The organism is Sutcliffiella sp. NC1 (genome assembly GCF_027594365.1).
Classification (GTDB): Bacteria; Bacillota; Bacilli; order Bacillales; family Bacillaceae_I; genus Sutcliffiella; species Sutcliffiella cohnii.
Genome location: NZ_CP115153.1, coordinates 1,771,201 through 1,797,895 on the forward strand (window position 1 = coordinate 1,771,201; position 26,695 = coordinate 1,797,895).

The following is a 26,695-nucleotide window of genomic DNA, read 5'->3' on the forward strand; positions in this document are numbered from 1 at the left end:
AAACGCTATTATGACGAGTGAACCTTGGGAAAGGAGATTATTCTGTATAAGTATATTTTTGTACTAAAGTAGCATGTAAGATTAATAATAATTTAATAAAACAGCTATTTTAGAAAGGTTGTGACATAGTGAAAAGTGAAAGCAAAACCCCTAAAAAATACGGCCCCATTAGCTATCTTTCTCTATTAATAGGACTCATTTGTTTTTTTATTGTTTTTGTAACACCAACAAGAATAGCGAATATCGGGAGCACAATAGGGGATTATATGACGATTTTTCTAACAAGTACTGGCATAATTTTGTCAATCGTTGGACTAAAAAGGAAGACAGAAAAGAATGGACTCGCTATTCTTGGATTAATTCTGTCTTCCTCACTATTTATATTTTGGATAATAACGATCATTTTATTATTTACAGGTGCCATTGAGTTTGCACCGTAATACAGATACTTCTTTACGGTTTCATAAAAATGGTAACCTCTATCACGCGAGAGTTCCAAGGATCTTATTAACCCGTTCCTGCTCTTCATTCTTATTCATGTATTCAAAAAATCCAAGCTGATTCCCCCACGGGTCTGTAAAGGTACCCCATTTGACTGGTACTTCTGGTCTGGAGTGTATGTCAAAACTAGGAACCTTTAACATTTTAACAAGTCTATCTCTTTCCGCTTCTATATTAGAAACGCCAAATCGAAGTGGACCACTACCATCAGCGGGAGTTCCCTCCGCGACCTGCAACCAACATCCAGGAAGGAGTTCCCACTCTGCAAATCCTTCGTGTGGAATAAAGTCTGGTTTCCTATTTAACAGTGTTTCGTACCATTTTTGTCCTTCTTTCAAGTTAGAAACTCTTACTTGAGTAGTCATTTCAAAAATCATTCTATCGCTCCTATATGTATAATTGAACGCATAACATGGTATTGCGTCGATGGCTGTTTATTTGCGATAATCACGATTTATTTGCGGAACAGAGCCGCTTATTTGCGATAATCCTGTTTTATTTGCGTTAACCACATTTTATTAGCGATATTCCACAACACCATGTTAAGGTTGTTAAGCCCGTTCAAAAACATGAAAATGTAAGCCAAAAGGATCTGCTACCATGATGCTTTTTTCGCTATATTCTTTCGTGATCGAACAACCATTTGTTAATAAGAGCTCTTTTGCATAGGTAAAATCTCTCACAGCAACCTCGAAAAAGACTTTATTTGCTGCGCTCTCTTCCACGAAAATATGTTGCCCACCGAAAGAGAGCTTCGTTTCTGAATCGTTGGAGAAGACGTTCATCATGCCTAAAATACTTGTATAAAAATCAATAGCTTTCGGTGAGTCGTTTACTTGAATAGCTATATTGTTCGTCAATTCGAACTCCGATTTTTTGTTGATATTTCTCGTTGGACGATAACCTTTCTGACCAGAAGGAAGTAAGTCAAATAAATACCAAACGGAGCAAAATTCATCGCCAGGTCCGAAAGGGGCATTGGCGACATGAAAAATCTTCCCGTCTGCATCCTTTTGAAAGGTAGTAACACCTGGATATTGATAGCCGTCTTTCATGAAGCCTAAGTCTTCCTTAAAAGTGGTACCAATCGTAGAAATCATCGGGAATTGCCATCTACGTTCTGCCGCAAACGCATCTTGAACAGCTGGTGCATCTGGAGTAGCCACAACAAAGGCAGCTTTTTCAATGATGTGATGATAAACCCCATTAAAGCCATCTGCCCACATCGTGCAATACGAGCAAGATTTCCCCATGTTCTGAATAACAATTAATTCATCCTTATCGCCGAATAAATCAAGTAAATTTACTTCTCGATTCATTGAATCTAGGAATTGATAATTTTTCATCTCGTTACGAGGTACAGATTTCCTCATTTCCATTAACTTCATTTTCTTTCCATAGATTTCTTTTTCCAATGCTTCGATTTCACTTAATAATTCGATTTTTTCCATTAGACTTCTTCTCCTTTATTTACAAATTGGACAATTTCTAATTGATTTCCGGAATAATCTTCTATGATGAAAAAATAACCTGGTGGACATGGCTGCGGTTCGTCGAAAAGCAGTTTAACGCCTTTTTCACGAAGTTGATGAAAATCGTCCTGAATATTACTGGATTGTATAGCTAGTAATACGTTAGAAGAGGAGGGAAGAGTTGTAGCATCTCCTTTTTCTAAAATGAAGGGAAGACCATGATGTGTTAACTGAATAATCGTATCGCCATACTTTTTCTCCACTGTAAAATCTAGTATGTTCGTATAAAACTCTACCGCTTTCTCTAAATCGTTCACTTTAATCGTTAATACACAAACTTGATTTAACATTTCAAAGCCCCTTTACAAAATGATTACCATAAAATTATCATGAATAGCCTGTTTAATTTTCTTCTTGTTTGCGCTTTTTCGTATCAAAGAGTAGTTTTGGTAAATTGATTAAAATAGGTGGATCATATGGCAATGGTTCTCTTAAAACAACTTCTGTAAGCGATGTTGAATGAAGTTGTGTATCAACAGTATTTTCTGCTATACCTCTTAACGCATGAGATAGAACAAAATAATGTTTAGGATTCACTCCTTTTGCGATTGCAGCGGAAAGAACATAATACTTTCCCTTCGGAACGTTAGAAAACGTACAGCTTGATTCGCGATAATCGAAGGCAGTTCCAACAACGGGCGCTTGGTCAGGTATTGGTCTAGGAAAAAGTCCAACGAAAATAATTCCTTTAAAATTTGGTGGAGCTTTTACTTCGCATGTCACAGAGGGGGCTAATGCTTCTAATGGTTGCAGGATGGTAGAAGAACCATAGTCGTGAACGAACCGATGTAACGGCTCGATATTTTTTTGAAATTGCTTTGGTGATAATCCAACGAACTGTTTAAATTTAGAGCTGAATGTCCCTGTACTACGAAATCCGGCCTTTAGTACAGCTTTCAGAATCGAATCTGACGAATTTACTAATCGTTGCTTCCCAGCTTCAATTCGTAAGGCAGATAAATAGTGGCGAGGCGGAATTCCTGTCACTTCTTTAAAAACTCTACTAAAATGATAAGGGCTATAGCCAACATGTAGCGCTATACCTTCTGACGTAATTTCTTCATCTAAATGTTCTTTCATATATTCAATTGCCTGTATGATAATCTTCGTTTTTTCGTTTGTCATAACGAGTCACCTTTTTACTATTATTCTATCTCCATAAATTTCTACACATTTCAGTTAAAAACCTCTTTTAGACAATTGAAAGGAAAAAATTTAAATATAGCGCATGAGCAGTTTTTGCTATATTGTTCCTTAAGTACTATTCCATTAGTATGGTAAAATAACATTAGCAATTTACTAGACCAATAGAGGTGTCCCGATGACTAAATCGACCTATTTTTATACATTTTTAGAACCTGTTTCAAAAGAGTTAGCATTTGTAGCGCGAGAGTTAGAGAACAGTGTGTTTACTAGCCCGCGGACGATGTTGACGCATGCTAGGGTGTTTGTAGAAAACATTTTGCAACAAGTAATGAAGCTAGAAAAGTTAAAAGAAGAGCCTCGGATGACATTAAAAGAACGACTAGATATATTAAGTGATCATGGCATATTAACTGCTGAAGTGAGTGAAGCGTTACATCAAGTACGTCAGTTAGGAAACCAAGCAGCGCATGATGCAAGAATGTTTCGGTTTTCTGAAGCACTTCTATCGTGGGAGGCACTTTTTAAAGTAGTTAAGTGGTACGTTGAGGTGTACGCCCCCTTATCCATCGAAGTCCCAGACTACCAAGATCCAGCCTCTCCAAAAGAAGAAAAAAAGTATGACATATCCGAGCTAGAAGTGCGGTTAAAGGGATTAGAAGAATTGCTTAAAGCGTCGATGCAAAAAGGAGAGAACAATGCCGAAAAAGAAGTGGCAGATTCAACGGAAGCAGCTCCTTTAAAATTCGAAGAGCCTGGAATTACGACTATCCGAAAGATTAGCTATAAAGGAGACAAGGTTGAGGTTCCTTATTTCCTTCGTGATGCTTTCCTTTTACCACAACGTTTCCCTAAGTCTGAAATGTTCCTAATTAGACTAGGAGCAGAACAACAAGCACGGATTATGAGTGAGTTGCCTAGTGATATAGAAAACTTACACAAACACGTGAAACGTTACACCGAAGAAAACGACAGAAGATTCTTTTACGAATTAAAAGACTTTATTGCGGAAGAGAAGGTCCGTAGAGAAGTAGTATTACAACGTCAAGGAGAACTATTGCTGTTTTACAAAGCAGAACATTTGGTTCTTACTAATAAATTGAAGGAAATTCCTCTCACAACAGAAGCTTTTAAAGGTGTCCCGAGTCTAATCCGTCAACTTAATGAAGATGGAATGCATACAGTTGGCCAACTTCCGAAAGAGCTTGTAATTTTAGGGAAGTACAAAAATGTCGGGGTTGTGAATGTTGGGAAGTTGTTTGAGCAGTTGGGGGAGTATAGTAAAAATTAATAAAATATTAGTTTTCAATATTTGTGAGGAAGACATCGTCTCGAATTTCCAAAAAATGTGTGGACGAGGAACCTGTCCCTCTGTCCCACCGATAATGAAGTAGGTTATAATGGAAGGATGTCCTTATTAATGTTAGAAGGTGAGTACAATCGATGTTGTTGAAACGCGGGTGAGAGGTTTTATAGAAGATATTCAGCACCCGAAACAAAAGAAGAAGTTGAATATAAATGATCTAGAGCTTCAGTTACGAAGGCTACTAGATGATTATTTTGAAATAGATGGGTATACGTTATTTTGTCGTGCGATTGAAACGTTGCAAGGAGAAGGAATGCTAACGCCTTTACAAAATAACCAATATAATGGAAGAATTCCGTCTTTACCTTTATATTACTGGGTTAATAAAAAAGTATTAGAAGTAAAATGGGACCGTCTTGAGATGATGAAGCTAAGTGATACGTTCGATTTTTCTTATTATGAACGGTATCCCGTCTGGCAAACGCCTCAGGAGTGGGACCGAATCCAGAAATTACACGACTTTCTCCAATCAAGTGAGGAACGAGAGATCGTATCAGTCGAAGAAAGAAGCTTGGAGCTGTTTGGGCATGAAAAATTCTTATTAGATGCTGATAGTTTTCCAGAGGGCGTAGGATTTATAGCTAGAATTGGTGTTTCAGAGGAAAGGCTCAAAATGGTGCACTATGGGGAGCCTTTTGTATTTTGGCTGAAACAAGGTACAGAAATGAAAGATATTCAGCGAGTTCTCATTGTAGAAAATCTATCTTTCTTCCATACTTCTATTCAATTATTGGAAAAAAATCAATTAGATTATGAACCGGAGCTAATCATTTTTGGGGAAGGGACAAAAATTGAACGTAGTTTTTCTTTTTTCTTCAAAATGTTCCCGCCCCAAAACTACCTTTTCTATTATGCAGGAGATATAGATGCTTCTGGATACGGAATTCTCATAAGACTAATTGAAAAATATCCAGATTACACGATACAGCCTGCACTAAAAATTTACCGTAAAATGCTTGAATGCGCTGATCAAAAGAACGAGCAGAAAAGTGGCCAAACACAGAACAGTCACTACCGTAATTCTTTTTTTCAATGGTTTACGGAAGAGGAACAAGAACAGTTAATGAGTTTATGGCAGGAGAATAAGCGTATACCACAAGAAGTGCTGACAATAGAAACGTGGAGGAGATGGATGTGAACGAATCATGGGAAGGTTTTGCCCAGCGAATGCAACGACTAAATCCATTGTTTGAGCTTGGAAGAGGAATGGATGTTGGGGAGTTAAAGCCTCATATTCAAACGATTCTCATGCAAGTGCTTCTCCTCATCTTTTATAGAGAATTAAATGATGATGACAATAGACGAAAATCAGATATTAAATATATGGTGGAAGAATCTATTAAACAAATGAAGCTATTAGCAGATGACAAGCAAATTGAGCGGATCACAAGTGGGCTACTATATCAGGGAAAAGAAGAGTATAGTAAGCCGTTTGAAGCATTATATTACGATGAAATAAGACAATCTTGGGAAACACAAGTTTTTCGCTATGTCACGATGGATGAATTATATACGAACTTAGAGATGGGCGGACAAATTGTTTATAAGCTGACAGATGTCGCGCAAGAAATGATTTTTATGAGTAGAGAGATGGCGGAGGAGTTTTCCATCACTATTGAACAGCTGTATAGTATGCAGTTAATTAAAAACGGTAATTTTCGAAAAGCTACGCGTAACCTCGATCACCTAATTTCACGGGTAAACCGCTTAATGGCAAATGAATTCTCTTTTCAAAAGGAAATGACGAACAATCCTAAAATTTTATTAATGGAAGCGGAAATGCAAAGAGCAGACAATCGCATCGAGATTGAGAAGCAATTTGAAGAAGAAAAAAATCACTTCCGTACCATTTCTAGCATGATTGAAAAAACGAAACGAAGAAATGAAGAAGATGATTCTTTACAAAAGGAGCTCATTCTTCTGCAAGAAAAAATCGGCCATACACGGCAATTACATGATCGTTTTGCGAAGCTTGTTATTCAAAATATTTCCTACGAAATGAAACTAAAGGTAGAAAATCCTTCCCTCTTTTGGGAAAACAGCTTAGTTTCGTTCCGAGAGCATTTTTATGAAAACTGGGTACTAAAAGAAGGTGTTCAATCTTTCACCGCCATTGAACGGATACTGTCACCTTTATTTTCACCAAAAAATGATTTTATTTTGCCACTTGATTGGATTTGGGGAGAACAAGAATTTAATGAAATCCAAACAAATGAGGTAGAAATAGAGGATGAGGTAGAGGAAAATACGACTAGGAAGCGAGTGACCGACTGGAATTCTGTTATTTCCGCCTGGAGCTATGTATTTCAATATCTTCAAACATTTAAAGAGTTTTCGTTAACAAACCTAGCAGAGCTACCATTAGAAGTACAAAATCTATGGTTTGAAGAATCCGAAACGATTGATCTATGGATGATGTTTGATAAAAAGCCATTGAAGGTTCAAGTGCTGCATCGAAAGGAAGAAACATTGAGTGATGAGCGGGAAATTCTTCTTTATAAACTAATGCAGGAATATCCGCAATTTCAAGTGTTTGAAGGATCAAAATTATATACAGAGTTCGACCACCTAGCTGAACCATTTCAGTGGAATCGAATGAAAATTACTCCATTTAAAATATGTGTAGAGGAGGGGAAATGATGAATGCAGAAACAGTTAAAAAAGCCTCCGCTGTCTATTTCACCTTATTAAAAGAAAAAGTAATCGACGAATCTAGTGAACATTTTCAAACATACTTTGAACCAGAAGTAAGACAGACCGTTCTTTTATTAGCAGACGAATCAGGTACATATATCATTGAAGCCCCAAAGCGTATTCATTTAGTTGTGCAGCCGACAGGTTCTACGTTTGCGACGAATTTTACTCATATGAAAGACAAGCATAAGCAAGTGGAAACAAAGAAGCACTTTCATCTAATGAGTGTAATTATCATGGCCTTTTTAGCTACGATCGACCGCAACCAAGCAGCAAAAATTCGTACGAAGCGGGAAGGGATTAGCTATTATGCGTTAGAAAGACAAGTGAATGATCTTATATTAAATTGGGATAGCATTCTTAAATCGGAGCCTACATACGGAGAAGAAAAACGAATTGATATGAAAGACGTTGTGACAACGTGGAAGTTCATGGAGGTTGACACAGATGATTATGGCTTAAAAAAAGGAAATAGACGGACGCGAATTGGGTTAATTGCTAGCAGTATGCGGTTATTAGAGACGGAAGGGTTAATCGTCATTCTTGACCGCGACGATATTCCAAAGGCAATTCCAAAGCAAGAGCTTTTTGAACGGATAGAATACTTGTACCACGACTATGATCGCTACGAACTATTTAAGAAATTAATGACAACAGAGGAGGAAGAGCATGCCGAGAATACATCGAATTAGAATTGTTGGCCTGAAGTACGATGGCATGCAAAAGCAATATAAAGATACTACCTTTAACTTTCATAATGATGATACGTCCACAAACGGTCTCATTGCGATGATGAATGGTGGCGGAAAAGGAGTGTTTCTACAAACCATTTTCCAAATTCTTAAGCCAGGAACTTCATGGGGGAAACAAAACAATCGTTATTATCAACAATTTTTCTTTAATAATAAAGAACAATTTATTCCGTATACGTTTCATGTGCTCATTCAATGGGAGTTAGACGGAGCAGACCGTCGCCATCTCATTACAGGGGGAATGTTCTCTGCAGAACAACGAATCTCGATGAGTGAGGAAAGTGGTAACGAAACGAAAACATTAGAGCAAGAGGCAAAGATTATTCCTGATATTAGATTTTACACGAAAGAGCTCGAGCGAAAAGAAGAAGCAGCTCTAGAACATATTCCACTATACAAAGACGGTGAGGTAGTGGAAACGGAGAGTCTTACCGATTATTTAAAATGGAATGGCTATGACGTTTACCGAGATACGAAAAAACACTACCGAATTCTTGATACGTACGGTATTAACCGTAAAGATTGGGATATTTTAAAAGAAATTAACAAGGACGAAGGTGGAGTTGGTAAATACTTTGAGGGAGCAGAGGATGATCATTCCTTGTTCCAAAAACGTATTATTCCAACTGTTAGCCAAGTGCTCCAACGTACAGAACATCAAAAAAATGATCTAGTGGAAATTTTTAAGAGCCAAGCTAGCATTGCAAAGGATCTACCAGTTTTACTAAAAAGAGAGCAAGCGCATAAAGAGTTTCTAGAAGATATAGTACCGTTTGAAGAGCATGTAGCAATTGGAGTCGACCATAAAGAGGTAATAAATCGCAGTACAACAGAAGGTAGACAGCTGCTCGGTGCGTTAGAGTATGTAAAGCAAAAGGAAGAGGAAGACCAGCTTGCTTTAGAGAAAGAGATGGAGAACTTAAATGTAAAGCAGGAAGATCTACGCTTTCAAAGAGACAATCTCGAATATGCAAAAGCCCACCGCGAAGTTATGAATTGGGAGAAGAAATTAATAGAAGAAAAAGAGAAACATAGCTCCCTTCAAGAAATCGTCACGGAAAAACTGGAACGAAAAGAACAGTTAACTTTTCACCTTTTGTTGAAAGAGTGGAGCGAAAACGAACAAACAATAAGTGTTCTTACGCAGCAAATTGCAAAATTAGAACAAAATAGTGGCTTAGCAGAAGTGAATCAAAGAATGGATGAAATTAAAGTCGAAGCTACGAAAGAATGGGAGCAGGCGTCTACTACATTACAAGAAGCTGTTACACAATATTTCGGTTATCAAAAATTCTTGAGGAAAAAAGAAAAAGAGCTTTCTAGAGTAGATAAACAAAAGACGACAGAGATAGCTAAGCTTAGCACCGAAATTGATTTCCTATACACACAAATACACGCGTTTGAAGTGAAGGAAGCTGAACTGATTAAACAATACGGTGACCGCCTAACGTATGATTCACAAGGCTTAAAGGAAAATTTCCTCAAACAAATCGAGGATAAGAAGACTAGTTTAGAAGATTTAAAAGAGAAAGATAAAAAATCTAGTAAAAAACAAAATGAGCTAGCAACTTCACACGGTACACTTGGCCAATCGATTACCTATTTAGAGAAAAAAATAGAAGAATTAAAGGTATCAAAAGAAAAGCAAGATGGAAGAGAAGCGAAACTAGCGGATAAACTATACGGTTTACTAGATGACGTCACAGTGCCGTTTACTAACTCTCTTTTATCGAAATATACGATCCAAATAGAAGAGATGCTTAGTCAAAACAAGCAACAAAGTGAACTTTTGAAAAAAGAACTGTGGGAAACACAAATCGACCACTCTTTAAATGACGAGCCCTTCTGGATTCCGAATAAAGATGTGAAGGAATTAAAAGAATGGATTGATGAGAAAACGGGCATTGATGTGTTTTATGGAACACAATTTCTGCAATCATTAACTGCTGATCAGTTGGAGAAATATACGTCCACCTATCCACTTCTTCCGTACGGCTTAGTCGTAAATGGCCAACAATGGGAAAAAGTGAACCAGCAAGTATTAGCAGGTAGAATGTATAAAAGTCCAGTCCCGATATTTTTACGAGAAGAAATGACGGACGAGAAACATGCTAGCTCTTTTGTCATTATCAATGGGAATGAAAAAGAGCTAGTAACAAATAAAAACAACTTCACGAACTGGAAAATAGAGATTGCTAAACAGCTAGAAGAAAAGAAAGAAACGCTAAGTGAAATGGATAAAACGGAAGCAACTCTTCGACACATTTTAAAAGAGATGGACCGCTTTTTATCTAGAGAGCTTTCCAGTGATATCGAAAAAGCTTTAACTCAAGAGACGAACGCACTATCAACGAAGAAAACAGAATTACAAGACGTTATTGTCCAAGAGGAAAAGGAAAAAGAATTACAGCTTCAGTTGAAAGAACAGTTAGATAAAACAGCAGATAAACTCGAGAAGCTGACAAAAGATGTTGGATCGCTCGAGGAGTTCGAAAAAGAAAAAACAGTACATCAAGAAAATAAACGAGTGAAGCAAGAAAAAGAGAAACAAAAGGAAACGTTAAGTAAAGAGCAACAAGAACTGAATATAGAGCACCAACAAATTGTTGAACTACAAAGTAAGTGGAATCAAACATATGTGGAATGGAAGCTTACGACCGAACAAAATATTAAAGAGATCGCCTACTTTGTGAAAGAAGCAGCTTTTCCTACGAATGAAAAAGCAGAGGAAAGTGAAGAAGTACCAAGTCTTTCTCTACACTTGTTAGAAGAAATCAATGGGAGTATGGACGAGCTTAAGCAGCTACAAAAGTCTAAAGAAGAACAGGCACAAGAGCTACTCGTTCTTCAAGCTAAAAAAGAAACGGAACAAAAGCAACAGCTAAAAATCGAGAAAAAGCTTGCCACTCAAAAGGAAGACTGGAAAGAAGCACCAGTACCTGAGGAACCGGTAAGCATAGTAGAAAGTATGCATCAAACTGCCCAAAAGGAAGCAAAAGCAGCTGAAAAAGAAGAACGAGCTCAAGGAACAGCTGTAACAGTAGCAGAAACATCTCTACAGCATGCGACGGAACAACGTACGAAAGCAAGTAAAAAGATAGCAAAACATGAAAAACATCCAGAAGAATGGGAAGACCTTGATCTTGAAGTAAAAGAAGTGGAAATTAAAGACCAAACGAAACAAACGAAAGACGAAATCAAGAGGGTTGAAAAGCGTCAAAAAGAAACAGAAACGAACATCGCGGGTTATGAAGGCGATATTTTAACGTTATCTGTTATTTTAAAAGAGGAAGCTTCCGCATTTACGGACGAAGAAGTCGAAATAATAAAAAGTCAAGGCAAAGCATGTATTTTAACCTGGTGTGAGCAGCATCAAGCTATTCAAGAAGAAGGGCAAGAAAAGCATGCGAAAATTGACCAAGCATTAAGAAACTTAAAGCTACTCATAGAAGGTAAAGATTGGGAGATTCGCTTTAAAAATGAAGTGTTGACGACACTTGATCATATGGACACAAGACACTATTCCCATATTCAAAGCATCGTTAAAAACATGAAACGTTTTTCACAAAGTGGATTAGAGCAATTAGAGCGCGACAAAGAACGAGCAGAAAAAGCGCAAAACTTCTGGGCTAGTCGTGCAAGTATGAAAGTGATGAGCATTTCAGAGGCAATCCGTTCAATGATTGCGAAAATGAAATTGAAAAACGAACGAGGAACATTCCCACTCGTCCAGCTGAAAGAAGATATTTTACCGAAAAAGGTGGAGGACATCGAGCCACTTCTAAAGCAGCACTTTGTTTCGGCCATTAACAAAATTACGAAACAATTTGATATGATTGATGACAATAATCGTGCGTTAGACAATGAAATAAAGCAACTCATTAGTGATGAACAAATTTTATTCGTATCGCTACGAAATCGATATCCAGAGTTACTCGTTTACAATATGCGTACAGATAATGCCTTCATGTACGGGAAACCACTGAAGGAACATTATTCAACGTGGCAAACGATCAACCAAGGATCGAAAACGAAATCCGATGGAAGTGGTGGACAAAAGCTATCAGCCCGCATGGTCATGATGATGATGCTACTTTCCGTGAAAGGCGAAACAGATCAAAGTTGGGTACCGTTAGTTTGTGATAACCCATTCGGCCAAGCGGCATCTGCCCATGTTCTGGACCCAATCTTCGCTGTTGCGGAAAAACTAAAGTTCCAATTTATCGTCGTCACACCACCTGAACTCGTCAAAACAGAGATCAGTCAACGATTTGAAGCCTACTATAAACTAGACTTCATCCGCGAAAAAGGAAAAGAAATCGTCTCCGACACGATTGTTCCTGCTTTTCGGATATATCAGGGGGAGGAAGTAGGTAGTGAGGTGTAAGGCGAACTAGATAGTCTTCCTTAGGAATATTGGTTTCAAACCCGAGCCTAATCATAAGTCGAATATCAATAGAGCCAATGCTTTGAGATAATCAAAGTATTGGCTTGTTTTTTTTGACTACCGTATCTTTTAAAAACAAAAAATAACGCACCCTTGAGCCGCACAGCTTAACAGGGTGAGTCGTATTTGATCCACAATGCTGACTCCCTTGAATATGGACTGATAGTGTTACCAGCATTATCAGTCCTTATATATATGTTGTTTTATACGGGAGCGTCGCCGGTACATTTATTAGAAACGAAACTACAATTTCCAAAAATGTGTGGACGCTGAACCTGTTTTGATTAGTTAAAACGCAAAATAGGTTTAATGGCTACACCTTTTTTAGAGTCTTCAAATGCTTCGTTAATTTGTTCAAATTCATAGTATTTAACTAATTTATCAATTGGGAATCGGCCTGCTTTGTAATATTCTACAAGCTGAGGAATAAATACACGGGGAACTGCATCTCCTTCAATGACTCCCATCATAGTTTTTCCTTCTGCCATAATATCATTATGCACATCAATGTTCATTTCAGGGGTTACCCCAACAATCGCTGCTTTTCCTAACGGGCGTAATGCTTGTAAACATTGGCGAACAACAGGAGGTACCCCAGTTGTATCGACAGCATAGTTTGTACCGCCATTTGTAATCGCCTTAATTTCCTTGACAACATCAACTTGTGATCCATTTAAAGCATGAGTTGCACCAAGTTCTTTTGCTAATTCTAAACGACTTTCGTGTATGTCTACGGCAATGATTTGTTTGCATCCAGTGATTTTTGCAGCCATGATTGCACTTAATCCCACAGCACCTGCACCATAAATAGCAATGGTCGAACTAAATTCCGGTTGTAGGCTATTTAATACAGTTCCTGCACCTGTTTGAATCCCACAGCCTAACGGACCGAGTAATGTAAGATCGACGTCTTTATCTACTTTTACTACATTGCGTTCATGAACAACAGCATATGTACCAAAGGAGGATTGTCCAAAGAATGTAGAGAGTTCCTGCCCATTATGGCTTAGACGATGGGAAAAGTCATTAGCAACGCCACCAAAGTTTAGGTCATTAAAAGTTTCACAAACAGTTGGGTGACCAGTCAAACAGTTTTGGCAATGACCGCAGTGTGCGAATGAAAGTACGACATGATCTCCTTCTTCTAGGGTAGTAACACCTTGACCAAGTCGCTCAATAATACCTGCACCTTCATGTCCTAATACGGCTGGCAATGGGGCAATAGCTGCATCACGAGCAACAGCATCTGTATGACACACACCAGTAGCTACAATTTTTACTAATACTTCATTCATTTTCGGCTCAGCTAATTCTACCTCTTCAATCCTAAACACTTGTCCTTTTCCATGTGTAACGGCAGCTTTTATTTTCATTTAAAACGAACTCCTTTATATTATCTGTTCCTTTTATCTTTTGTTTTAATCATAAATAAATACTGAAAAAATTTCACGAGGGGACAGGTCAAAAACCGCTGAAAAGGTCCGACTAAAAATCGTTACGGAATTAAGGTCATATGCAAAAGGGTAATCTTCTTAATACCATTAAAAACTTACCCTTTTGATTGCTTAAAGGTAAATGGCTAAACGAATCGGGGTTTGAGCAAATAAAGTTGTGCTGCGAGATTTAATACTACTTCAGATAGGGGGATGCTTATTTATGACACATTACTTTTAATGCTAGCATTTGCTAGTGTATCGTTTAAAAAAATAACCCACCCTTGAGCCGCACAGCTTAACAGGGTGAGTTGTTTTGACCACAACGGTGACTGAAGGGAAATTACTATTGTGTGGACTGATAGTGTTACCAGCGCTATCAGTATTATATATATTGTTTTATTACGATTTTAAACTAGAAACGAAACTACAATTTCCAGAAATTGTGTGGACGCGGAACCTGTCCCTCTGTCCCACCTTAATGAATATCTTGAATAACCTTTTCCAAGAATTCACCCATTCGCTTAACAGCTGGCTCAGAGAAGTCAAAGCTAACGCCAGTTTCTTCGTAAATAGCTGCGATCGATTGATTGTAGTCGGCACCTGCACCTTTTTTAAATGCTTCAACAGCTGCCTTTGGAGCTTTTTGATAGTTCTCTAGTAATTGTAAAGAACCTAGCATCGAGATAGAGTATTCAATGTTATAGAAAGGAACTTGGAAATAATGAAGGGTGCCTACCCAGCTCATCCCAATTGCCTCCTCAAACCCAGAAGTATCAACAGGGTTTAAGCCATAACGTTTGGAGATTTCAAAGTACTTTTCGTCACGCTCTTTCGCAGTATGATTAGGATTCGTATACATCCAATGCTGGAAGAGATCACCTGACAACGGACCGAATAACATCGTAAATGCGCGTTTTAACTCTTCACGTTGTGCACTCTTAAAATCTTCCTCTTCTGTATACAAACGATCAAGCTTATCTAATAAGAGTAATTCCATCCCGTGAGAATACAGTTCCGCAACTTCCATTCGGTGTTGGTAGTCTTCAATAGGACCGTTCTCCGAGAACTGGAGGTACCCATTTACGGCGTGTCCCATTTCATGAATTAATGCGATGAGAGAGAAAAACGACGGACTAAAGTTTGCGAAAACAAACGTATCCCCTGAAACAGGTAGAGAGGTACAGAAACCACCTGGGCTTTTTCCTTTTCGGTCGCCAAGATCTAGTAACCCTTTTTCTCTCATATAATCGAAACGTTCTCCAAAGTATGGATCTGTATCCTTTAACATCTCAGAAACGCCATCCATAAGCGTAGACACTTCGGAGTATGGAGGGTTTTTCATTAATTTAGCCGTATTATCCCAAGGGCGATATGTATCCACACCAAGCTTCGACTTAAAAACATCTGCAAGACGATTCCAAGCTGGGATAATATGTTTCTCAACATTTTCATGGAAATCATAACAATCTTGGACCGTATACTCACGATTTTTCACGACAAACATGTAATCACGATAATTTTCAAAGCCTGCATTTAAAGCGATTTGGTGGCGTAGTTGAACGAGCTCGTCCATAATTGCATCCATCTCTGGCTTAATTTGTTTAATCGCTGAGCCCATTGCGCGATATGCTTTTTCTCGCACATCTCTGTCTAACGAATCGAGTTGGGATTGGATATAAGGAAACGGTTTTTCTTCGCCTTCCCATTCAACGGTTAACCCGCCCATAATTTCACTGTATTTAGTATTAAGTTCTTGTTCTTTTACCATTAAAGGAATGTTCTCTTCTCTGAACAGTTTAACTTTCGACTCTCGAACTCTTCGCATCAATCCGTAACGTTTTTCATCTAACTCTTTTACATAAGGAGACTCACAAAATTTTTCATTCAGTTTAGCCTCATATTTCATTAAAAGTGGTTGAATGTTTTGCTGATCGTGAAGGAAAGTTGCCTTAATTTCCTCATCTTCTGTGTTCCGGTAGAAGTCGACTCGGTGACCTGTTAACGCCTCCGAAAGTTTTACATCTAAATCCTTTTCATCTTTTAACCACTCTTCTAGGTCAGAAGCGGATTCAATTGGGGCATCTAGTAAACTTTGAAGTTGAGCCTCGACCCCTGCTACATCTTGTAAATTAATTAGTTCTTTATAATATTTATGACCTAAATCTTGACTCATGAAAACTCCCCTTCCCCTTTTTTAACAATTTTAACTATTTCAATAATAATATTATAGAAACTTCGTTCTAAAATCTAGTTTTTTTGAAAAAAGGTGGAAAGAGCAGGAGTGGCGAAATGTATTCAAGAAGGAGAAATGCTATTTTTGTAGAAAATCTTAAACCAAAAGGTTGGTTACTTTTAATAAAATAATACATTGAAGTTAAAATATATGGAGGTTGCTATCAGTTGACAATTTAGAGATAAGAAGAGGGGAGTGTTACTTGTTGACAAACAGTAAAATGAATTTAAAGGTTAATGAATATGTAAGTAATGAAAAAAAGTGGCGGGAAGAAATGGGGAAATTGAGAACAATCATAATAGACTGTGGGTTGACCGAAGAATGGAAGTGGCGCAAACCTTGTTACACATTTCAGGAAAGTAATGTCGTGATCATTCAAGGGTTTAAAGAATATTGTGCGCTTATGTTTTTTAAAGGTGTATTGCTAAAGGATGCGAAAGGGGTCCTAATCAAACCTGGAGAGAATTCACAGGCACAACGCCAGATTCGGTTCACCGAGGTTCGAGAAATTGATGAGATGGAACACATAATAAAATCCTATATTAATGAGGCTATAGATGTCGAAAAGGCCGGCTTGGAAGTGAATTTCAAAGAAAAAACCGACTTAATAATTCCTGAAGAGCTTCAAAATAAATTTGATGAAATTCCTATCTTGAAAACAGCTTTTCAAGCATTGACTCCCGGACGGCAAAGAGCATATGTTATTTATTTTTCACAGGCTAAACAATCGAAAACTCGAGAAACAAGGGTTGAAAAATATATTCAGCAAATCCTCGATGGCAAGGGGTTACATGATTGATGTTTCATTGTGATATCATGTCATTGCATTGACAATCAATGGGACTGTGATGATGTTTTTTATTTAAGGGAAATACTTTTAATTAACCTAGTTCATAACGATATATAGGAGGGCAATATGAATCCAAGAGAAAATATAGAAGTCACGAAATTAATTGAAACACTTCCTGAGCCTATTCAGGAAATAACGAATAACCTAAGAGAGCTTGTATTTAAGTCTTCTCCAGAAATTATCGAAGAGGTTAAATGGTCTAAACCGAGCTACGCACAAAATGGACTAGTATGTTATTTAGCCGCTGCAAAAAAACATGTGAACCTAGGGTTTTATCGAGGGTCAGACCTTTCTGACAAGGAAGGTGTACTTCAAGGAACAGGTAAACAAATGCGTCATATACAGGTGAAAAAACTAGAGGACATTAAACCGGATTTGTTTATTTCTATGATTCAAGAGGCAATTGAACTTAATCAATAACCTCTCAGCTTTTAATTCTATTTTTTAAATAATTTATAGTTTTAATTGAAAGGTATAAATTGAAGCTAAGAGGTGAATTTTTATGAGCGAAATTAGTAATAAAGAAATGTATAAGCAAATGGATGAAGAACGGATTAAAAAGGCATTTAAAAATGGTAATTTCAATGATGCCTTTGTATTGTTCAAATATTCAGTTCTTACTAAAGACGAATTTAGCAAATTACAGCAGTTAAGCACTAAATACGGTGCATTTAACGAACAAATGAAAGTATATTTAAAGGAAGAAGAAATGGAAAAAATAGAGGAAGCATTTAGAAATCATAAAGACAAAGAAGCTGAAGTTTTATTTGAGTTTTCTAAACACCTGTCAGAGAAGGACTTTTATAAAATGAAGCTCAAATGTAGTGCTCCGAAAAATGACAAGATGGAGTTTACATAGGAGCAAGTCGGAGATGTGTGGGGGAATGTTTTAGAACAAATTAAGAATGAAATATCTTCTCCTTCATTTGATACTTGGTTTAAACAGACAAATGGTGAATTAGTGGATGGAGTATTAGTTATTAATTGTGCGAACAGCTTTCAGTTGGATTGGTTAGAAGCAAGGTACAGTGATCTGATTTCAAAGGTTACCGAAAAAATAGTAGGCACTAAATATGACCTTCGATTCGTAGAAATAAAGAGTTGATGGAGAAAACTGTTTGAATGATAATAAGGCTGGATTCTAGTCGGACAGGTACTCAACTTGGATAGGGCTATATATTGTTCAGCAACTTGTTAACAAACATGGTGGAAAAGCAGTAGTTACTGTCCATGAGAATGAATTTATTATGCAGATTCCGTTTAAGAAGAGGAATTAGTGACAGTGGGATTAGATTTTACTACTCCAACACAAATGTTGATTTTAAAAGTAAGTTCAATATATAATATAAGAAAGATCGAGTGCTGGAACACTCGATCCATGTAACTACTTGCCGCCAGAAGAGCGGCTGACCTTAGAAATAGATGAAAGTACAAGAGAAGTAACCGCTATCATTCGGTCAATGGGCGGTTATTTCTCTTTCTTATTGGTGACAAGTGTGATTATGGCTATTACCGCTGTCAAGGATGTCACAATAAACATACCGAAATGAAATAGCAAATGCATAGCTTCATAAGTCACCATTAATACCACCTCCGTTTCGAAAGGAGATGGTCAACCGCCCATCTGCATTATGTAGTTACATCTAAATTATAACGAACGTACATTCTTATTGTCTAGAAAAATTAATAGAGAGATGTGTATGTATTAATGCAGCTATTACATTAATTTCTTAAAAAATTCTCCTTGAGCAACGCAACAGATAGGGTTAGTCGTTCCACAAACTTAAATATTTCCTTGAAAAAAATGGAGTAGGGGACATTTCTCGCTCTTCTTTTTCTGTTCGCAAAATGCTTTAATGGAAATATGGATGGGGAAAATATAAATTGAGGTAAGAGGTGCATATATGGGGTTACAGTTTAAAGAGGCTACAGAAGCAGAGATAGAGGAAATTTATGAACTAGCAGGCGAGAACCGTAAAGAAGCAACGAACCATGATTCGGAAGATAATAGACAAAAAATGATTGAAGCGTATGAGCATTCTGCAAAATATAATGCCTATTTCCTTTGCTTAATGGATGGTGAAACACTTCTCGGTTGGATTCAAATCGATAAAGCGATTGAATATTTAACGGGAGAAGAAATTGGCTGGATTAATGACCTATATGTAAAAATGCCTTACAGAGGGAATGGTTACTCCAAATTATTGATAGAAGAAGCTATAAAAGAATTTAGAAACTTAGGATATAGTGATGTAAGACTAAACGTTTATGCACATAACGAAAAAGCAATGGCATTGTATGAGAAAATGGGATTTAAAGATGTTAGTAAGTTTATGAAAATATCAATATAAAAAAACAATCCACCCTTGCGCTGAAAAGCTTATGAGGGTGGATTCATTCATGAAAAGTTTGCACAGAAAGCCTGTGCCCTTGAGCCACTATCTCCCAACAATTTCAAAAACAGAGCCTTGATTATAATCGGTCACCCTCATTGAGCCGTAAACTCCTAAATATAGCTTAGTTTGAGAGAGATTGGTTCCTAGGCTAGTATAATGAGCTGCCTTGTCTCCAAAATCATAATCCGTTTCAATAATGCTATAGTCATTTTCTATTGAATCGCTTCTAACTCTAGTGTAACCTAAAAACCCTTGACCAGGACCTTGATCAATTCCTTTCCGAGCAAAGTCTGAAAAAACAACGCTTCCCTTTAATGCTGGAATGTCATTTCCCATATAAGCTTGAACTCCAGTAAGTGCTGTTCCTCCAAGCTTATCACGTCTTGGTTCTTCATGGTAATAACTAGTTAAAGGCTGAAGTCGTTTTCCTGTCATTTTAATAGCTTCATTATAAAAGGCAATTGTTTTTTTACTCAAGTCGGAATCTTCCGAGCAATCCTCCACAATGGGAGTAGGTAAATTCCCTTCCCAGCCTCGCCAGCCGAGATTAATAAACCCTTTTTGATTCCATTTTGTATTTGGAATAGAAGCTTGAACAAGTTGTGTGACTGGGATTGGTTTATAATTCATATAGGCAAAGATGGACTCTATCAAAGCCTGCCCGACCTGGCCTACATATTTAATATAATGATTATAATTTCGTTGATAAGAAATTCCTGGGATGTTGCGCACTCCTTTTGCTGTTACAGTTAATGTTTCTTGAATTGGTACCGGAAGTTCATGAAAACGTGTCACGGCAGGTGGTTGCTGGATGCTTGTCATCATACTTACATCGATTTCAATAATTTTCCCCGCAATTTCTAAATCTTTTTGAGCAAGATTATACGGATCAAAACCCGAACCACCATCTCCAGTTGTTAACACAAGTTTCCCCGTTTCTGGTGAAAAATTTAAACTATTGACGCCGTTATGATTATAAAAAGGTCTTCTTAAATTAAGTAAAGTTCGTCGTTTTGTTGGTTGCCCGTTCGATTGAACTATCCATTCTTCCACCGTATCGATATGGTCGTATTCGGTTTCTCTATTCTTCCACTGTAAATTTAACGTATTAGGGTCACAATGGTCCGGTTCAAAGGAATCGTGTGGAGCACCTGGACCTTGTGTACCTGCCACGGAATAATGAAGATAAAACAGTCCGTTATAATAAAATTGAGGATGAAACGCTAACCCGAGTAAGCCTCGCTCGTCATAACCGCCATTCGAAGTACCAAGGTCTAAGACTTGCTGGCGTATATCTAAAAAAGTTCGGACATCTCCGTTTCCAACAAAAAAAATCTCTCCGACTTGAGAGGCGATAAATAATCGTTCCACTGAGTCGCCAGGAAGAATTGCAGTTTTCAAGACCGTAGGCAAATTTATTCCATTCAAAATAGGTCGCAAGCCAACCTTCACTTTATTCAACCCCCTCACACTCCCATCATTTTTCCATCAATAAATATATGAACAATAATGAAGGAATAGTCCGTTTTAGGGTGTACTCTTCATGAAAGTAAACAAGTGAATAAATTTCATTCTCGCTGCATTTATCATTAATGGGGGTGTCTTATGCGTAAGGGTGAGGTGGAAGAAGTAGCCTTAAAAGTGGGCGGTTTTTCTCAAACGAAGAAGCTAGTAATCGGTGCGCTATTAGGAGCAATAGCTTTTATGCTACAATCTGCAGGAATTTTCGCTGGGATAGGTTATCTATTCAGCATGATGAGTACGGCTCCACTAGTAATTGCGAGTTTACTATCATTAAAAATTGGGACCATGACTTATTTCGTTACTATTTTTCTATTAGCGATGTTTCAACCAAGTGAACTATGGGTGTTTCCATTTACGACAGGTTTATTAGGATTAGCTCTAGGAGTGGGTCTCAAGTACTTAAGAAGGAGCATATTCATTATTCCATTTGCTGCTATATGTTTGTCTCTAGGAATCATTATCTTACTATATGGATTTAAATTTCCGATATTGGGACCTTCCGTAACAACAAACTTTAGTGGTGTCGTTATTTTAGCAATTTTGGTATTTTCCTTGTTGTATAGTTGGTTATGGCAGTTCGTAAGTCTCTTTATTATAAAACTTCTAAAAAGAATTCTTCCTCGACCATAATAAGAAGATCAAGAGGGGCACGTTAGTCCTAGTAGGGACATTCTTCAATATTAGAGAAATTCTTGAAAGTTAGCGCCGAAACCGTTATTCTAAAAGGAAAGAAGAGTATGAAGTGAGGATTATTTGAATGCAAATAAATAGAAATGATATCTGCCCATGCGGCAGTGGGAAAAAATATAAAAAGTGTTGTATGCAAAAAGACAATATTATAGATTTACATAGCTTAAAAGAGAAACGTTTTTATGAAGAGAAGCATGTGTTAACTACTAAAGTAATCCGTTTTTTATATGAGAACTTAAGCAGACAAGATGTAGAGGATTATGAAAGAGTTTTTGAGGAGAGAACAAATAACAAGATAGAACGTCAGCGTAGAGACACGTTGTTTCCCTTTTTTCTAGTATTTATCCAAGTATACAATAACGGCCTTCGTGGTATGGAGTGGTTTTACAAAGAGCAAGCTAACGGTTTAGTCCGAGAGCAGAAAGAGCTTGCTAAAGTGTGGACAGATCTAAACTTCCAGCTAATTCAGGTGATAGAAGTAAACGACAATTATTATACGATGTGGGACGTAATGACAAATGAAAAGTATATCGTTCCAATTGTAGAAACGAATGTTCCAAATAATTTAACTATAGGCTATGGAACAATTGCACTATTGGAAGAGTTTAATGGAAAACATTATTTTAACGGGGTAAGAGTATTCACTGATTATAAATATGTTCTACGGGTAAAAGCAAAAGTGAAAAAAATAATGAAAGAAGAAAATCTTTCGTATGGAGAGGTAATGAGGAAATATACTCTAGAGTTAATGACCTTACTAGTAAATAATGAGAAGCCTTTCGAATATAAAAAAGAGGATATACCTTTATTAAGAGAGTTACACTTAGAACATCTACCGTTTTACACAGCGGATTTCGTCGATTTCTATAAAGAAAAAACAAAAGGAAAGAAAGGAAACACAGTTCGTAAATACTTTACGAGCTTATGTGATTTGAATCTAGTTTTAAAGGAAAACGGGTTCGTAGATTTACGAGATCTTGATATGGAAGACTGGAACAAAGTATTAACACTAGACTATTTCAACATGTTTGAGACAATGACGAAGAAACAAATAACCGACATGATCAGTACGTTAAAATTATTCTTTCAATGGTTAAAGCAAAAAGGGAAAAGTACAGATGCAATGGAAAATACAGCAGCGTTCCTTACAGAAGAGGAAAATCAGTTGATAAAAGCTGTCGAATTACCTTATGTTTATGACCCTAGTATTGTTTTTCGAAAAATGCTAAGTGGAAAAATATCTGATGGCGGCAAAACGGTAGAAGGTTTGTTTCAAATAATCAGGAAAAATAAACAGAGCTTTCGTGTGCAATTGTTGAAATCAAATAACAGAGATTTACCCGGAAAGGAATTTACTGTCGCATGTGGTGAACACATGATGAGGTCCATAGAGGTTGGAATTATTTTTTCAGGGGCAATAAGTAAAGGAAACATAAACATGTGGGAAATGTTGAAGATTGAATTTGCATACCCTCGTAGTGTCGAAGCTTTTTTATAGTAGCGACAGTGTGAATTTTGTATTAATGTAGCTTTTGCTAGCCGTTTAGGGAATTATAAAAGTGGAAAGTTTTGGATGACTACTAACAAGCTTGTCAAAAAACAAGAAAGGCCGATACACTTTAATTTGAATCGGCCTTTTTATATTGCTCGTTATAGTTTCTATTCGCTTCGTCTTTAAATTGTTCAAGATTATCTAACCGCAAGTGATAATCCGCTTTTTCAAATATACTAACTCCATATTCAAATACTCTAATTGGAGCTGACACATTTTTCACACCGTACACATGAGGCTTATTTAAATGACCATAGCTTGTAATAGAACTACCGTATATACCTTCACCGTTATTTTTTTTATATTGTTCTAGATAACTTTCAAAATCAAAACCACTTCGTTCAAAGTATGTGACTCCTACTCTATTTAATTCCATATCATAATGTTTTTTTATGATTTCATTTACTTCTTTTGCAATGTGAAAATCTGCCTCTAATTCTTTTTCAATATCTATTTCTTCACTGATAACTGAATAATTGATCGTGGGATTAATACTCCCATAAGTAACTGAAGTTAAACTAGGTCCTCGTATACCTTCTGGTGAAAAATCAAGATATCCGTTGAACTCATTGTCTTTTCTATATTTATTCATCACTTCAAATATTTCTTGTCGTATCCAAAATGTTTTACTATCAAATGTGTCCCGAATAGAATTGTTTTGTTGGTCAATCGAAAGTTGGATCATAAAACTTGGGTCTCTTTCGTCGTAAAATACCCCGATGAAATCTCCTTCCTCTACGCCATTAGTACTTCGACTAGATTTATAAACATAACCATTAGAAATCACTAAATCGTGAGAGTTCGTTAAATAATCAATAAATTGTTCTTTTATTTCTGGGTATTCTTTTTTTGTGTTTTTTATAATATTTCCTACCGCACTAATTAATAGTATGAACGTTATAAAAATAAAAAAAGGTTTATATTTCAAATTATCATCACTTCTCTTCTTAGTAACTTTTGGATTGGATATGCAGTTCTTCATATTTAATTTCTATCACTTGAAGAAAATTCCTTTGTTAAATACATTATAACAAAACAATAGCTTCCTATAGTAGTAACAAACTCATCCAGTAAGCTATAATTAATAGAAACAAAGGACAAAACGAAACATATTAAAAAATGGGTGATCATGATGTATGAAGGTAAACGCATTTTAATAATTGAAGATGATCAAGAGATTAGTAGGCTACTCTCTGTAATTTTAGAAAAAGCGAATATGGAACCTGTCGCAGCCTATTCAGGTACAGAAGGTTTGTTGCAGATACAAAACAATATGTTTGATTTAATTTTATTGGATTTGATGCTACCGGGCAAAAGTGGGGAGGAACTTATAGGAGAGATTAGAGAAATGAGTTCCGTACCGATTATTGTCATTTCAGCCAAAGTCGATATCGAAAATAAAGTGCAAGTGTTGAAAATGGGTGCAGATGATTATATAACGAAACCGTTTCATCAAGAAGAAGTGATGGCCCGAGTGGAAGTACAATTACGAAAAGCAAACACACAACCGGAACAGTCAGCGGAAATAGGTTGGCGTGAGCTTAAAATGAATACGGAAAAACGGTCTGTAAAATTAAAAGAGAAAGAGCTCCAGCTGACGATTGCTGAGTTTGATATTTTAACCTATTTCATGAACAATCCCGAGCGTGCCCTTTCTAAAAAAGAAATATATGAAAGTATTTGGAAGGGGACTTATTATGGTGATGATAATACGATTAGCGTTCACGTCTCGAACCTCCGTAAGAAAATTTCCGAAATTACGACGGAAGAATATATAAAGACCATTTGGGGAGTAGGTTTTATGCTTACGTGACTCTTACCTTTACGATTTCTTTATGATTTGCTTAAAGGATTTTAAAGACTTCTAAGCTAAACTGGAAATAACAACGAATATAGTTAAGGGAGTCGAAAAGATGAGTACGATCATTCAGACACGTCAATTGACGAAAAAGTATAGGGAACAAGAGGTTCTGAAACCGCTTGATTTCTCAGTGGAAAAAGGGGAAATCTGTGCATTAATTGGAAAGAATGGTGCTGGCAAATCGACGTTATTCAAAGTTCTTGCAGGCCAAATAATGCCGACAAGTGGGGAGGTTCTCCTTTTTGGAAAATCTGGTAAAGAGATAGAGCGAGAGAAAAAAAGAATGGGTTTTATGATTGAAACACCTGCGTTTTTCCCGGATTTTACGGCAGTTCAAAATCTAGAATATTTTCGGATTCAACGTGGTGTTGTGGACAAGAAACGTATGTATGAAGTTCTAGAAATTGTAGGTCTTGCAAAAGAAAAGAAGAAACGATTTAAAGATTATTCCATGGGGATGAAGCAACGATTAGGGATAGCTTTATGTCTCTTAAGTAACCCCGATTGTTTAGTGCTGGATGAGCCAATCAATGGATTAGATGTGGAGGGGATTATCGAAATCCGGACATTATTGAGGAAGCTCAATCAGGAAAAACATATTACGATATTAATTTCTAGTCATATTTTAACGGAATTGAAATTGGTAGCAACTCGGTTTGTATTTATAAAAGATGGTGTAATCTTCGATGATTTAAGCAAAGACGCTCTAGAAGAGAAGAGTAGGAAACAAATTGTCCTAACGGTTGATAATTCAGTGAAAGTGGCACAACTTTTAGACCGAGCATATGGGGATATAGAGTTTAAAGTCCTTCCTAATCACGTCATCTCTATCCAAAATCATATAGAGAGCAGTGGAGAAATTAATCGCCTTTTAGTTGATAATGGTGTGATGGTGAAGGAGTTTCGCATTGAAGCTCTGAATTTAGAAGAATACTTCTTAGGATTAGTGGAGGAAAGTAACAATGATTAATTATATGAAAAGCGAATATTATCGTCTTCTCCGTAAAAAAGGCGTGCATTTTACAAGTGTCATATGTTTATTGTTGATCGTTGTGGCTGCCACTGTTCTTCAATATTTAGACAAAGTGGACCCTACTTTCCCGTATGCTACTAGTAATTATTTTTATTCCAATGTCATTGCCTTAGGTTTAATCATCATCATCATAGGGTTCATTTTTAATTCGGCTCTCACAAGCAAAGATGATATGTCGTTGATAAAACAAACTGTTTCTTTCGGCATTTCACGGAATACGATCTTCTGGTCGAAGCTAATCTTAACTTTAAGCTATTTTGTACTAATTTGTGTCATTGGCATATTTTTAATGATCGCGCTAGGGGAGAGCTTACTAATTACGGATAATCATTCAGTCCATAATTTTCTGATGGCGAGTGTAAATATGGCTCCACTTGTTTTAAGTGGATTTATTTTAACCCATGTGTTAAAAGTGATGAAAGTTCGAGACGTTTATATCTTTATCCTACTATTATTTATATATGGATTCTCTAGTAATCTTGTCCGGATGTTGTTCCGTCCGTTTCAAGGCTTGAGCGATGTCTATAAATATATGCCAAATACGTTATTTAACGATAACCTTGGAAACTATATAGTGGAAGCAGTCCCATTCAGTTACGAATCTTGGGTGATCGGCATCGGAATTTCACTGTTTGTTTTATTCATCGGAGCAAATAGATTCGCAAAACAAAACATCGATTGATTA

General features: G+C 36.9%; 25 protein-coding genes. 16 read left to right on the plus strand and 9 right to left on the minus strand.

Features of this window, described 5'->3' with window-relative positions; genetic code table 11:
• Positions 1 to 128: 128 nt before the first annotated feature.
• Positions 129 to 440: a hypothetical protein gene (locus tag O1A01_RS09065; protein WP_270066064.1), complete on the plus strand. Its 312-nt coding sequence runs from the start codon at positions 129 to 131 to the stop codon at positions 438 to 440.
• 42 nt (positions 441 to 482) lie between these two features.
• Here O1A01_RS09065 and O1A01_RS09070 read toward each other — a convergent pair whose 3' ends face one another.
• From O1A01_RS09070 to O1A01_RS09085, 4 genes are all read right to left on the minus strand, one after another.
• Complete coding sequence (locus tag O1A01_RS09070; protein WP_270066065.1) at positions 483 to 878, minus strand: VOC family protein; 396 nt, start codon at positions 876 to 878, stop codon at positions 483 to 485.
• Between the two features lie 174 nt (positions 879 to 1,052).
• The gene (locus O1A01_RS09075) at positions 1,053 to 1,952 is read right to left on the minus strand and encodes a DUF899 family protein (protein ID WP_270066066.1); all 900 of its coding nucleotides are present in this window, start codon (positions 1,950 to 1,952) and stop codon (positions 1,053 to 1,055) included.
• On the minus strand, positions 1,952 to 2,323 hold the full coding sequence (locus O1A01_RS09080; RefSeq protein WP_270066067.1) for a VOC family protein: 372 nt from the start codon (positions 2,321 to 2,323) through the stop codon (positions 1,952 to 1,954). The genes O1A01_RS09075 and O1A01_RS09080 overlap by 1 nt, the downstream gene beginning before the upstream one ends.
• Before the next feature lie 52 nt (positions 2,324 to 2,375).
• Positions 2,376 to 3,158: a helix-turn-helix domain-containing protein gene (locus O1A01_RS09085; protein WP_270066068.1), complete on the minus strand. Its 783-nt coding sequence runs from the start codon at positions 3,156 to 3,158 to the stop codon at positions 2,376 to 2,378.
• Between the two features lie 196 nt (positions 3,159 to 3,354).
• Here O1A01_RS09085 and O1A01_RS09090 point away from each other — a divergent pair, with 196 nt between their 5' ends.
• From O1A01_RS09090 to O1A01_RS09110, 5 genes are all read left to right on the plus strand, one after another.
• Positions 3,355 to 4,467 carry a DUF4145 domain-containing protein gene (locus O1A01_RS09090; RefSeq protein ID WP_270066069.1) on the plus strand — a complete coding sequence of 371 codons (1,113 nt, stop codon included), beginning with the start codon at positions 3,355 to 3,357 and terminating at the stop codon, positions 4,465 to 4,467.
• Between the two features lie 139 nt (positions 4,468 to 4,606).
• Complete coding sequence (locus tag O1A01_RS09095; protein WP_270066070.1) at positions 4,607 to 5,680, plus strand: Wadjet anti-phage system protein JetD domain-containing protein; 1,074 nt, start codon at positions 4,607 to 4,609, stop codon at positions 5,678 to 5,680.
• Positions 5,671 to 7,182 carry a hypothetical protein gene (locus O1A01_RS09100; RefSeq protein WP_270066071.1) on the plus strand — a complete coding sequence of 504 codons (1,512 nt, stop codon included), beginning with the start codon at positions 5,671 to 5,673 and terminating at the stop codon, positions 7,180 to 7,182. The genes O1A01_RS09095 and O1A01_RS09100 overlap by 10 nt, the downstream gene beginning before the upstream one ends.
• Positions 7,179 to 7,928, plus strand: coding sequence for a DUF6063 family protein (locus tag O1A01_RS09105; RefSeq protein ID WP_270066072.1), 750 nt, complete (start codon positions 7,179 to 7,181; stop codon positions 7,926 to 7,928). Before O1A01_RS09100 ends, O1A01_RS09105 begins: the two co-directional genes overlap by 4 nt.
• Positions 7,906 to 12,375 (plus strand): hypothetical protein, encoded by a 4,470-nt coding sequence (locus O1A01_RS09110; protein ID WP_270066073.1) that lies wholly within the window; start codon positions 7,906 to 7,908, stop codon positions 12,373 to 12,375. Before O1A01_RS09105 ends, O1A01_RS09110 begins: the two co-directional genes overlap by 23 nt.
• A gap of 344 nt (positions 12,376 to 12,719) precedes the next feature.
• Here O1A01_RS09110 and O1A01_RS09115 read toward each other — a convergent pair whose 3' ends face one another.
• Positions 12,720 to 13,808, minus strand: coding sequence for an NAD(P)-dependent alcohol dehydrogenase (locus tag O1A01_RS09115; RefSeq protein ID WP_066420005.1), 1,089 nt, complete (start codon positions 13,806 to 13,808; stop codon positions 12,720 to 12,722).
• Positions 13,809 to 14,346: 538 nt separating this feature from the next.
• Positions 14,347 to 16,044 (minus strand): M3 family oligoendopeptidase, encoded by a 1,698-nt coding sequence (locus tag O1A01_RS09120; RefSeq protein ID WP_270066074.1) that lies wholly within the window; start codon positions 16,042 to 16,044, stop codon positions 14,347 to 14,349.
• Positions 16,045 to 16,309: 265 nt separating this feature from the next.
• Here O1A01_RS09120 and O1A01_RS09125 point away from each other — a divergent pair, with 265 nt between their 5' ends.
• The 4 genes from O1A01_RS09125 (at position 16,310) to O1A01_RS09140 (ending at position 18,059) form a co-directional block, all read left to right on the plus strand.
• Positions 16,310 to 16,903 (plus strand): YdeI/OmpD-associated family protein, encoded by a 594-nt coding sequence (locus O1A01_RS09125; protein ID WP_270066075.1) that lies wholly within the window; start codon positions 16,310 to 16,312, stop codon positions 16,901 to 16,903.
• Positions 16,904 to 17,020: 117 nt separating this feature from the next.
• Positions 17,021 to 17,374: a DUF1801 domain-containing protein gene (locus O1A01_RS09130; RefSeq protein ID WP_270066076.1), complete on the plus strand. Its 354-nt coding sequence runs from the start codon at positions 17,021 to 17,023 to the stop codon at positions 17,372 to 17,374.
• 82 nt (positions 17,375 to 17,456) lie between these two features.
• Positions 17,457 to 17,813 (plus strand): hypothetical protein, encoded by a 357-nt coding sequence (locus O1A01_RS09135; protein WP_066419999.1) that lies wholly within the window; start codon positions 17,457 to 17,459, stop codon positions 17,811 to 17,813.
• A gap of 15 nt (positions 17,814 to 17,828) precedes the next feature.
• Entirely contained in the window at positions 17,829 to 18,059 is a 231-nt protein-coding gene (locus tag O1A01_RS09140) for a DnaA N-terminal domain-containing protein (RefSeq protein ID WP_066419998.1), read from the plus strand.
• A gap of 363 nt (positions 18,060 to 18,422) precedes the next feature.
• Here the strand turns inward: O1A01_RS09140 and O1A01_RS25345 are convergent, their stop codons facing one another.
• On the minus strand, positions 18,423 to 18,536 hold the full coding sequence (locus O1A01_RS25345; protein WP_268874288.1) for a putative holin-like toxin: 114 nt from the start codon (positions 18,534 to 18,536) through the stop codon (positions 18,423 to 18,425).
• 322 nt (positions 18,537 to 18,858) lie between these two features.
• Between O1A01_RS25345 and O1A01_RS09145 the strand changes: the two genes are divergently transcribed.
• The gene (locus O1A01_RS09145) at positions 18,859 to 19,305 is read left to right on the plus strand and encodes a GNAT family N-acetyltransferase (protein ID WP_066419996.1); all 447 of its coding nucleotides are present in this window, start codon (positions 18,859 to 18,861) and stop codon (positions 19,303 to 19,305) included.
• Positions 19,306 to 19,392: 87 nt separating this feature from the next.
• Here O1A01_RS09145 and O1A01_RS09150 read toward each other — a convergent pair whose 3' ends face one another.
• Positions 19,393 to 20,811, minus strand: a complete 1,419-nt coding sequence (locus O1A01_RS09150; RefSeq protein WP_066419994.1) for a PQQ-dependent sugar dehydrogenase — start codon at positions 20,809 to 20,811, stop codon at positions 19,393 to 19,395.
• A gap of 144 nt (positions 20,812 to 20,955) precedes the next feature.
• Here O1A01_RS09150 and O1A01_RS09155 point away from each other — a divergent pair, with 144 nt between their 5' ends.
• A complete protein-coding gene (locus tag O1A01_RS09155; protein WP_066419993.1) occupies positions 20,956 to 21,504 on the plus strand; it encodes a hypothetical protein in 549 nt (182 codons plus the stop codon).
• A gap of 127 nt (positions 21,505 to 21,631) precedes the next feature.
• Positions 21,632 to 23,062, plus strand: a complete 1,431-nt coding sequence (locus O1A01_RS09160) for an SEC-C metal-binding domain-containing protein (protein ID WP_270066077.1) — start codon at positions 21,632 to 21,634, stop codon at positions 23,060 to 23,062.
• 121 nt (positions 23,063 to 23,183) lie between these two features.
• Here O1A01_RS09160 and O1A01_RS09165 read toward each other — a convergent pair whose 3' ends face one another.
• On the minus strand, positions 23,184 to 24,044 hold the full coding sequence (locus tag O1A01_RS09165) for a hypothetical protein (RefSeq protein ID WP_094366088.1): 861 nt from the start codon (positions 24,042 to 24,044) through the stop codon (positions 23,184 to 23,186).
• A gap of 201 nt (positions 24,045 to 24,245) precedes the next feature.
• On the opposite strand from O1A01_RS09165, the gene O1A01_RS09170 reads away from it, so the two are divergent.
• The 3 genes from O1A01_RS09170 to O1A01_RS09180 all read left to right on the plus strand — a co-directional run bounded on the left by O1A01_RS09170 (position 24,246) and on the right by O1A01_RS09180 (position 26,692).
• Positions 24,246 to 24,929 (plus strand): response regulator transcription factor, encoded by a 684-nt coding sequence (locus O1A01_RS09170; protein WP_333482929.1) that lies wholly within the window; start codon positions 24,246 to 24,248, stop codon positions 24,927 to 24,929.
• A gap of 100 nt (positions 24,930 to 25,029) precedes the next feature.
• Positions 25,030 to 25,947: an ABC transporter ATP-binding protein gene (locus O1A01_RS09175; protein ID WP_066421041.1), complete on the plus strand. Its 918-nt coding sequence runs from the start codon at positions 25,030 to 25,032 to the stop codon at positions 25,945 to 25,947.
• Positions 25,940 to 26,692 carry an ABC transporter permease gene (locus O1A01_RS09180; protein ID WP_270066078.1) on the plus strand — a complete coding sequence of 251 codons (753 nt, stop codon included), beginning with the start codon at positions 25,940 to 25,942 and terminating at the stop codon, positions 26,690 to 26,692. The genes O1A01_RS09175 and O1A01_RS09180 overlap by 8 nt, the downstream gene beginning before the upstream one ends.
• The last annotated feature ends 3 nt before the right edge of the window (positions 26,693 to 26,695 follow it).

Bases quoted from the DNA above. Each gene is read 5' to 3' on its own strand.
- O1A01_RS09070 (WP_270066065.1), bottom strand. From the start codon at position 878: ATGATTTTTGAAATGACTACTCAAGTAAGAGTTTCTAACTTGAAAGAA.
- O1A01_RS09075 (WP_270066066.1), bottom strand. From the start codon at position 1,952: ATGGAAAAAATCGAATTATTAAGTGAAATCGAAGCATTGGAAAAAGAA.
- O1A01_RS09080 (WP_270066067.1), bottom strand. From the start codon at position 2,323: ATGTTAAATCAAGTTTGTGTATTAACGATTAAAGTGAACGATTTAGAG.
- O1A01_RS09085 (WP_270066068.1), bottom strand. From the start codon at position 3,158: ATGACAAACGAAAAAACGAAGATTATCATACAGGCAATTGAATATATG.
- O1A01_RS09090 (WP_270066069.1), top strand. From the start codon at position 3,355: ATGACTAAATCGACCTATTTTTATACATTTTTAGAACCTGTTTCAAAA.
- O1A01_RS09100 (WP_270066071.1), top strand. From the start codon at position 5,671: ATGGATGTGAACGAATCATGGGAAGGTTTTGCCCAGCGAATGCAACGA.
- O1A01_RS09105 (WP_270066072.1), top strand. From the start codon at position 7,179: ATGATGAATGCAGAAACAGTTAAAAAAGCCTCCGCTGTCTATTTCACC.
- O1A01_RS09110 (WP_270066073.1), top strand. From the start codon at position 7,906: ATGCCGAGAATACATCGAATTAGAATTGTTGGCCTGAAGTACGATGGC.
- O1A01_RS09115 (WP_066420005.1), bottom strand. From the start codon at position 13,808: ATGAAAATAAAAGCTGCCGTTACACATGGAAAAGGACAAGTGTTTAGG.
- O1A01_RS09120 (WP_270066074.1), bottom strand. From the start codon at position 16,044: ATGAGTCAAGATTTAGGTCATAAATATTATAAAGAACTAATTAATTTA.
- O1A01_RS09130 (WP_270066076.1), top strand. From the start codon at position 17,021: ATGAATCCAAGAGAAAATATAGAAGTCACGAAATTAATTGAAACACTT.
- O1A01_RS09135 (WP_066419999.1), top strand. From the start codon at position 17,457: ATGAGCGAAATTAGTAATAAAGAAATGTATAAGCAAATGGATGAAGAA.
- O1A01_RS25345 (WP_268874288.1), bottom strand. From the start codon at position 18,536: ATGGTGACTTATGAAGCTATGCATTTGCTATTTCATTTCGGTATGTTT.
- O1A01_RS09145 (WP_066419996.1), top strand. From the start codon at position 18,859: ATGGGGTTACAGTTTAAAGAGGCTACAGAAGCAGAGATAGAGGAAATT.
- O1A01_RS09155 (WP_066419993.1), top strand. From the start codon at position 20,956: ATGCGTAAGGGTGAGGTGGAAGAAGTAGCCTTAAAAGTGGGCGGTTTT.
- O1A01_RS09160 (WP_270066077.1), top strand. From the start codon at position 21,632: ATGCAAATAAATAGAAATGATATCTGCCCATGCGGCAGTGGGAAAAAA.
- O1A01_RS09170 (WP_333482929.1), top strand. From the start codon at position 24,246: ATGATGTATGAAGGTAAACGCATTTTAATAATTGAAGATGATCAAGAG.
- O1A01_RS09175 (WP_066421041.1), top strand. From the start codon at position 25,030: ATGAGTACGATCATTCAGACACGTCAATTGACGAAAAAGTATAGGGAA.
- O1A01_RS09180 (WP_270066078.1), top strand. From the start codon at position 25,940: ATGATTAATTATATGAAAAGCGAATATTATCGTCTTCTCCGTAAAAAA.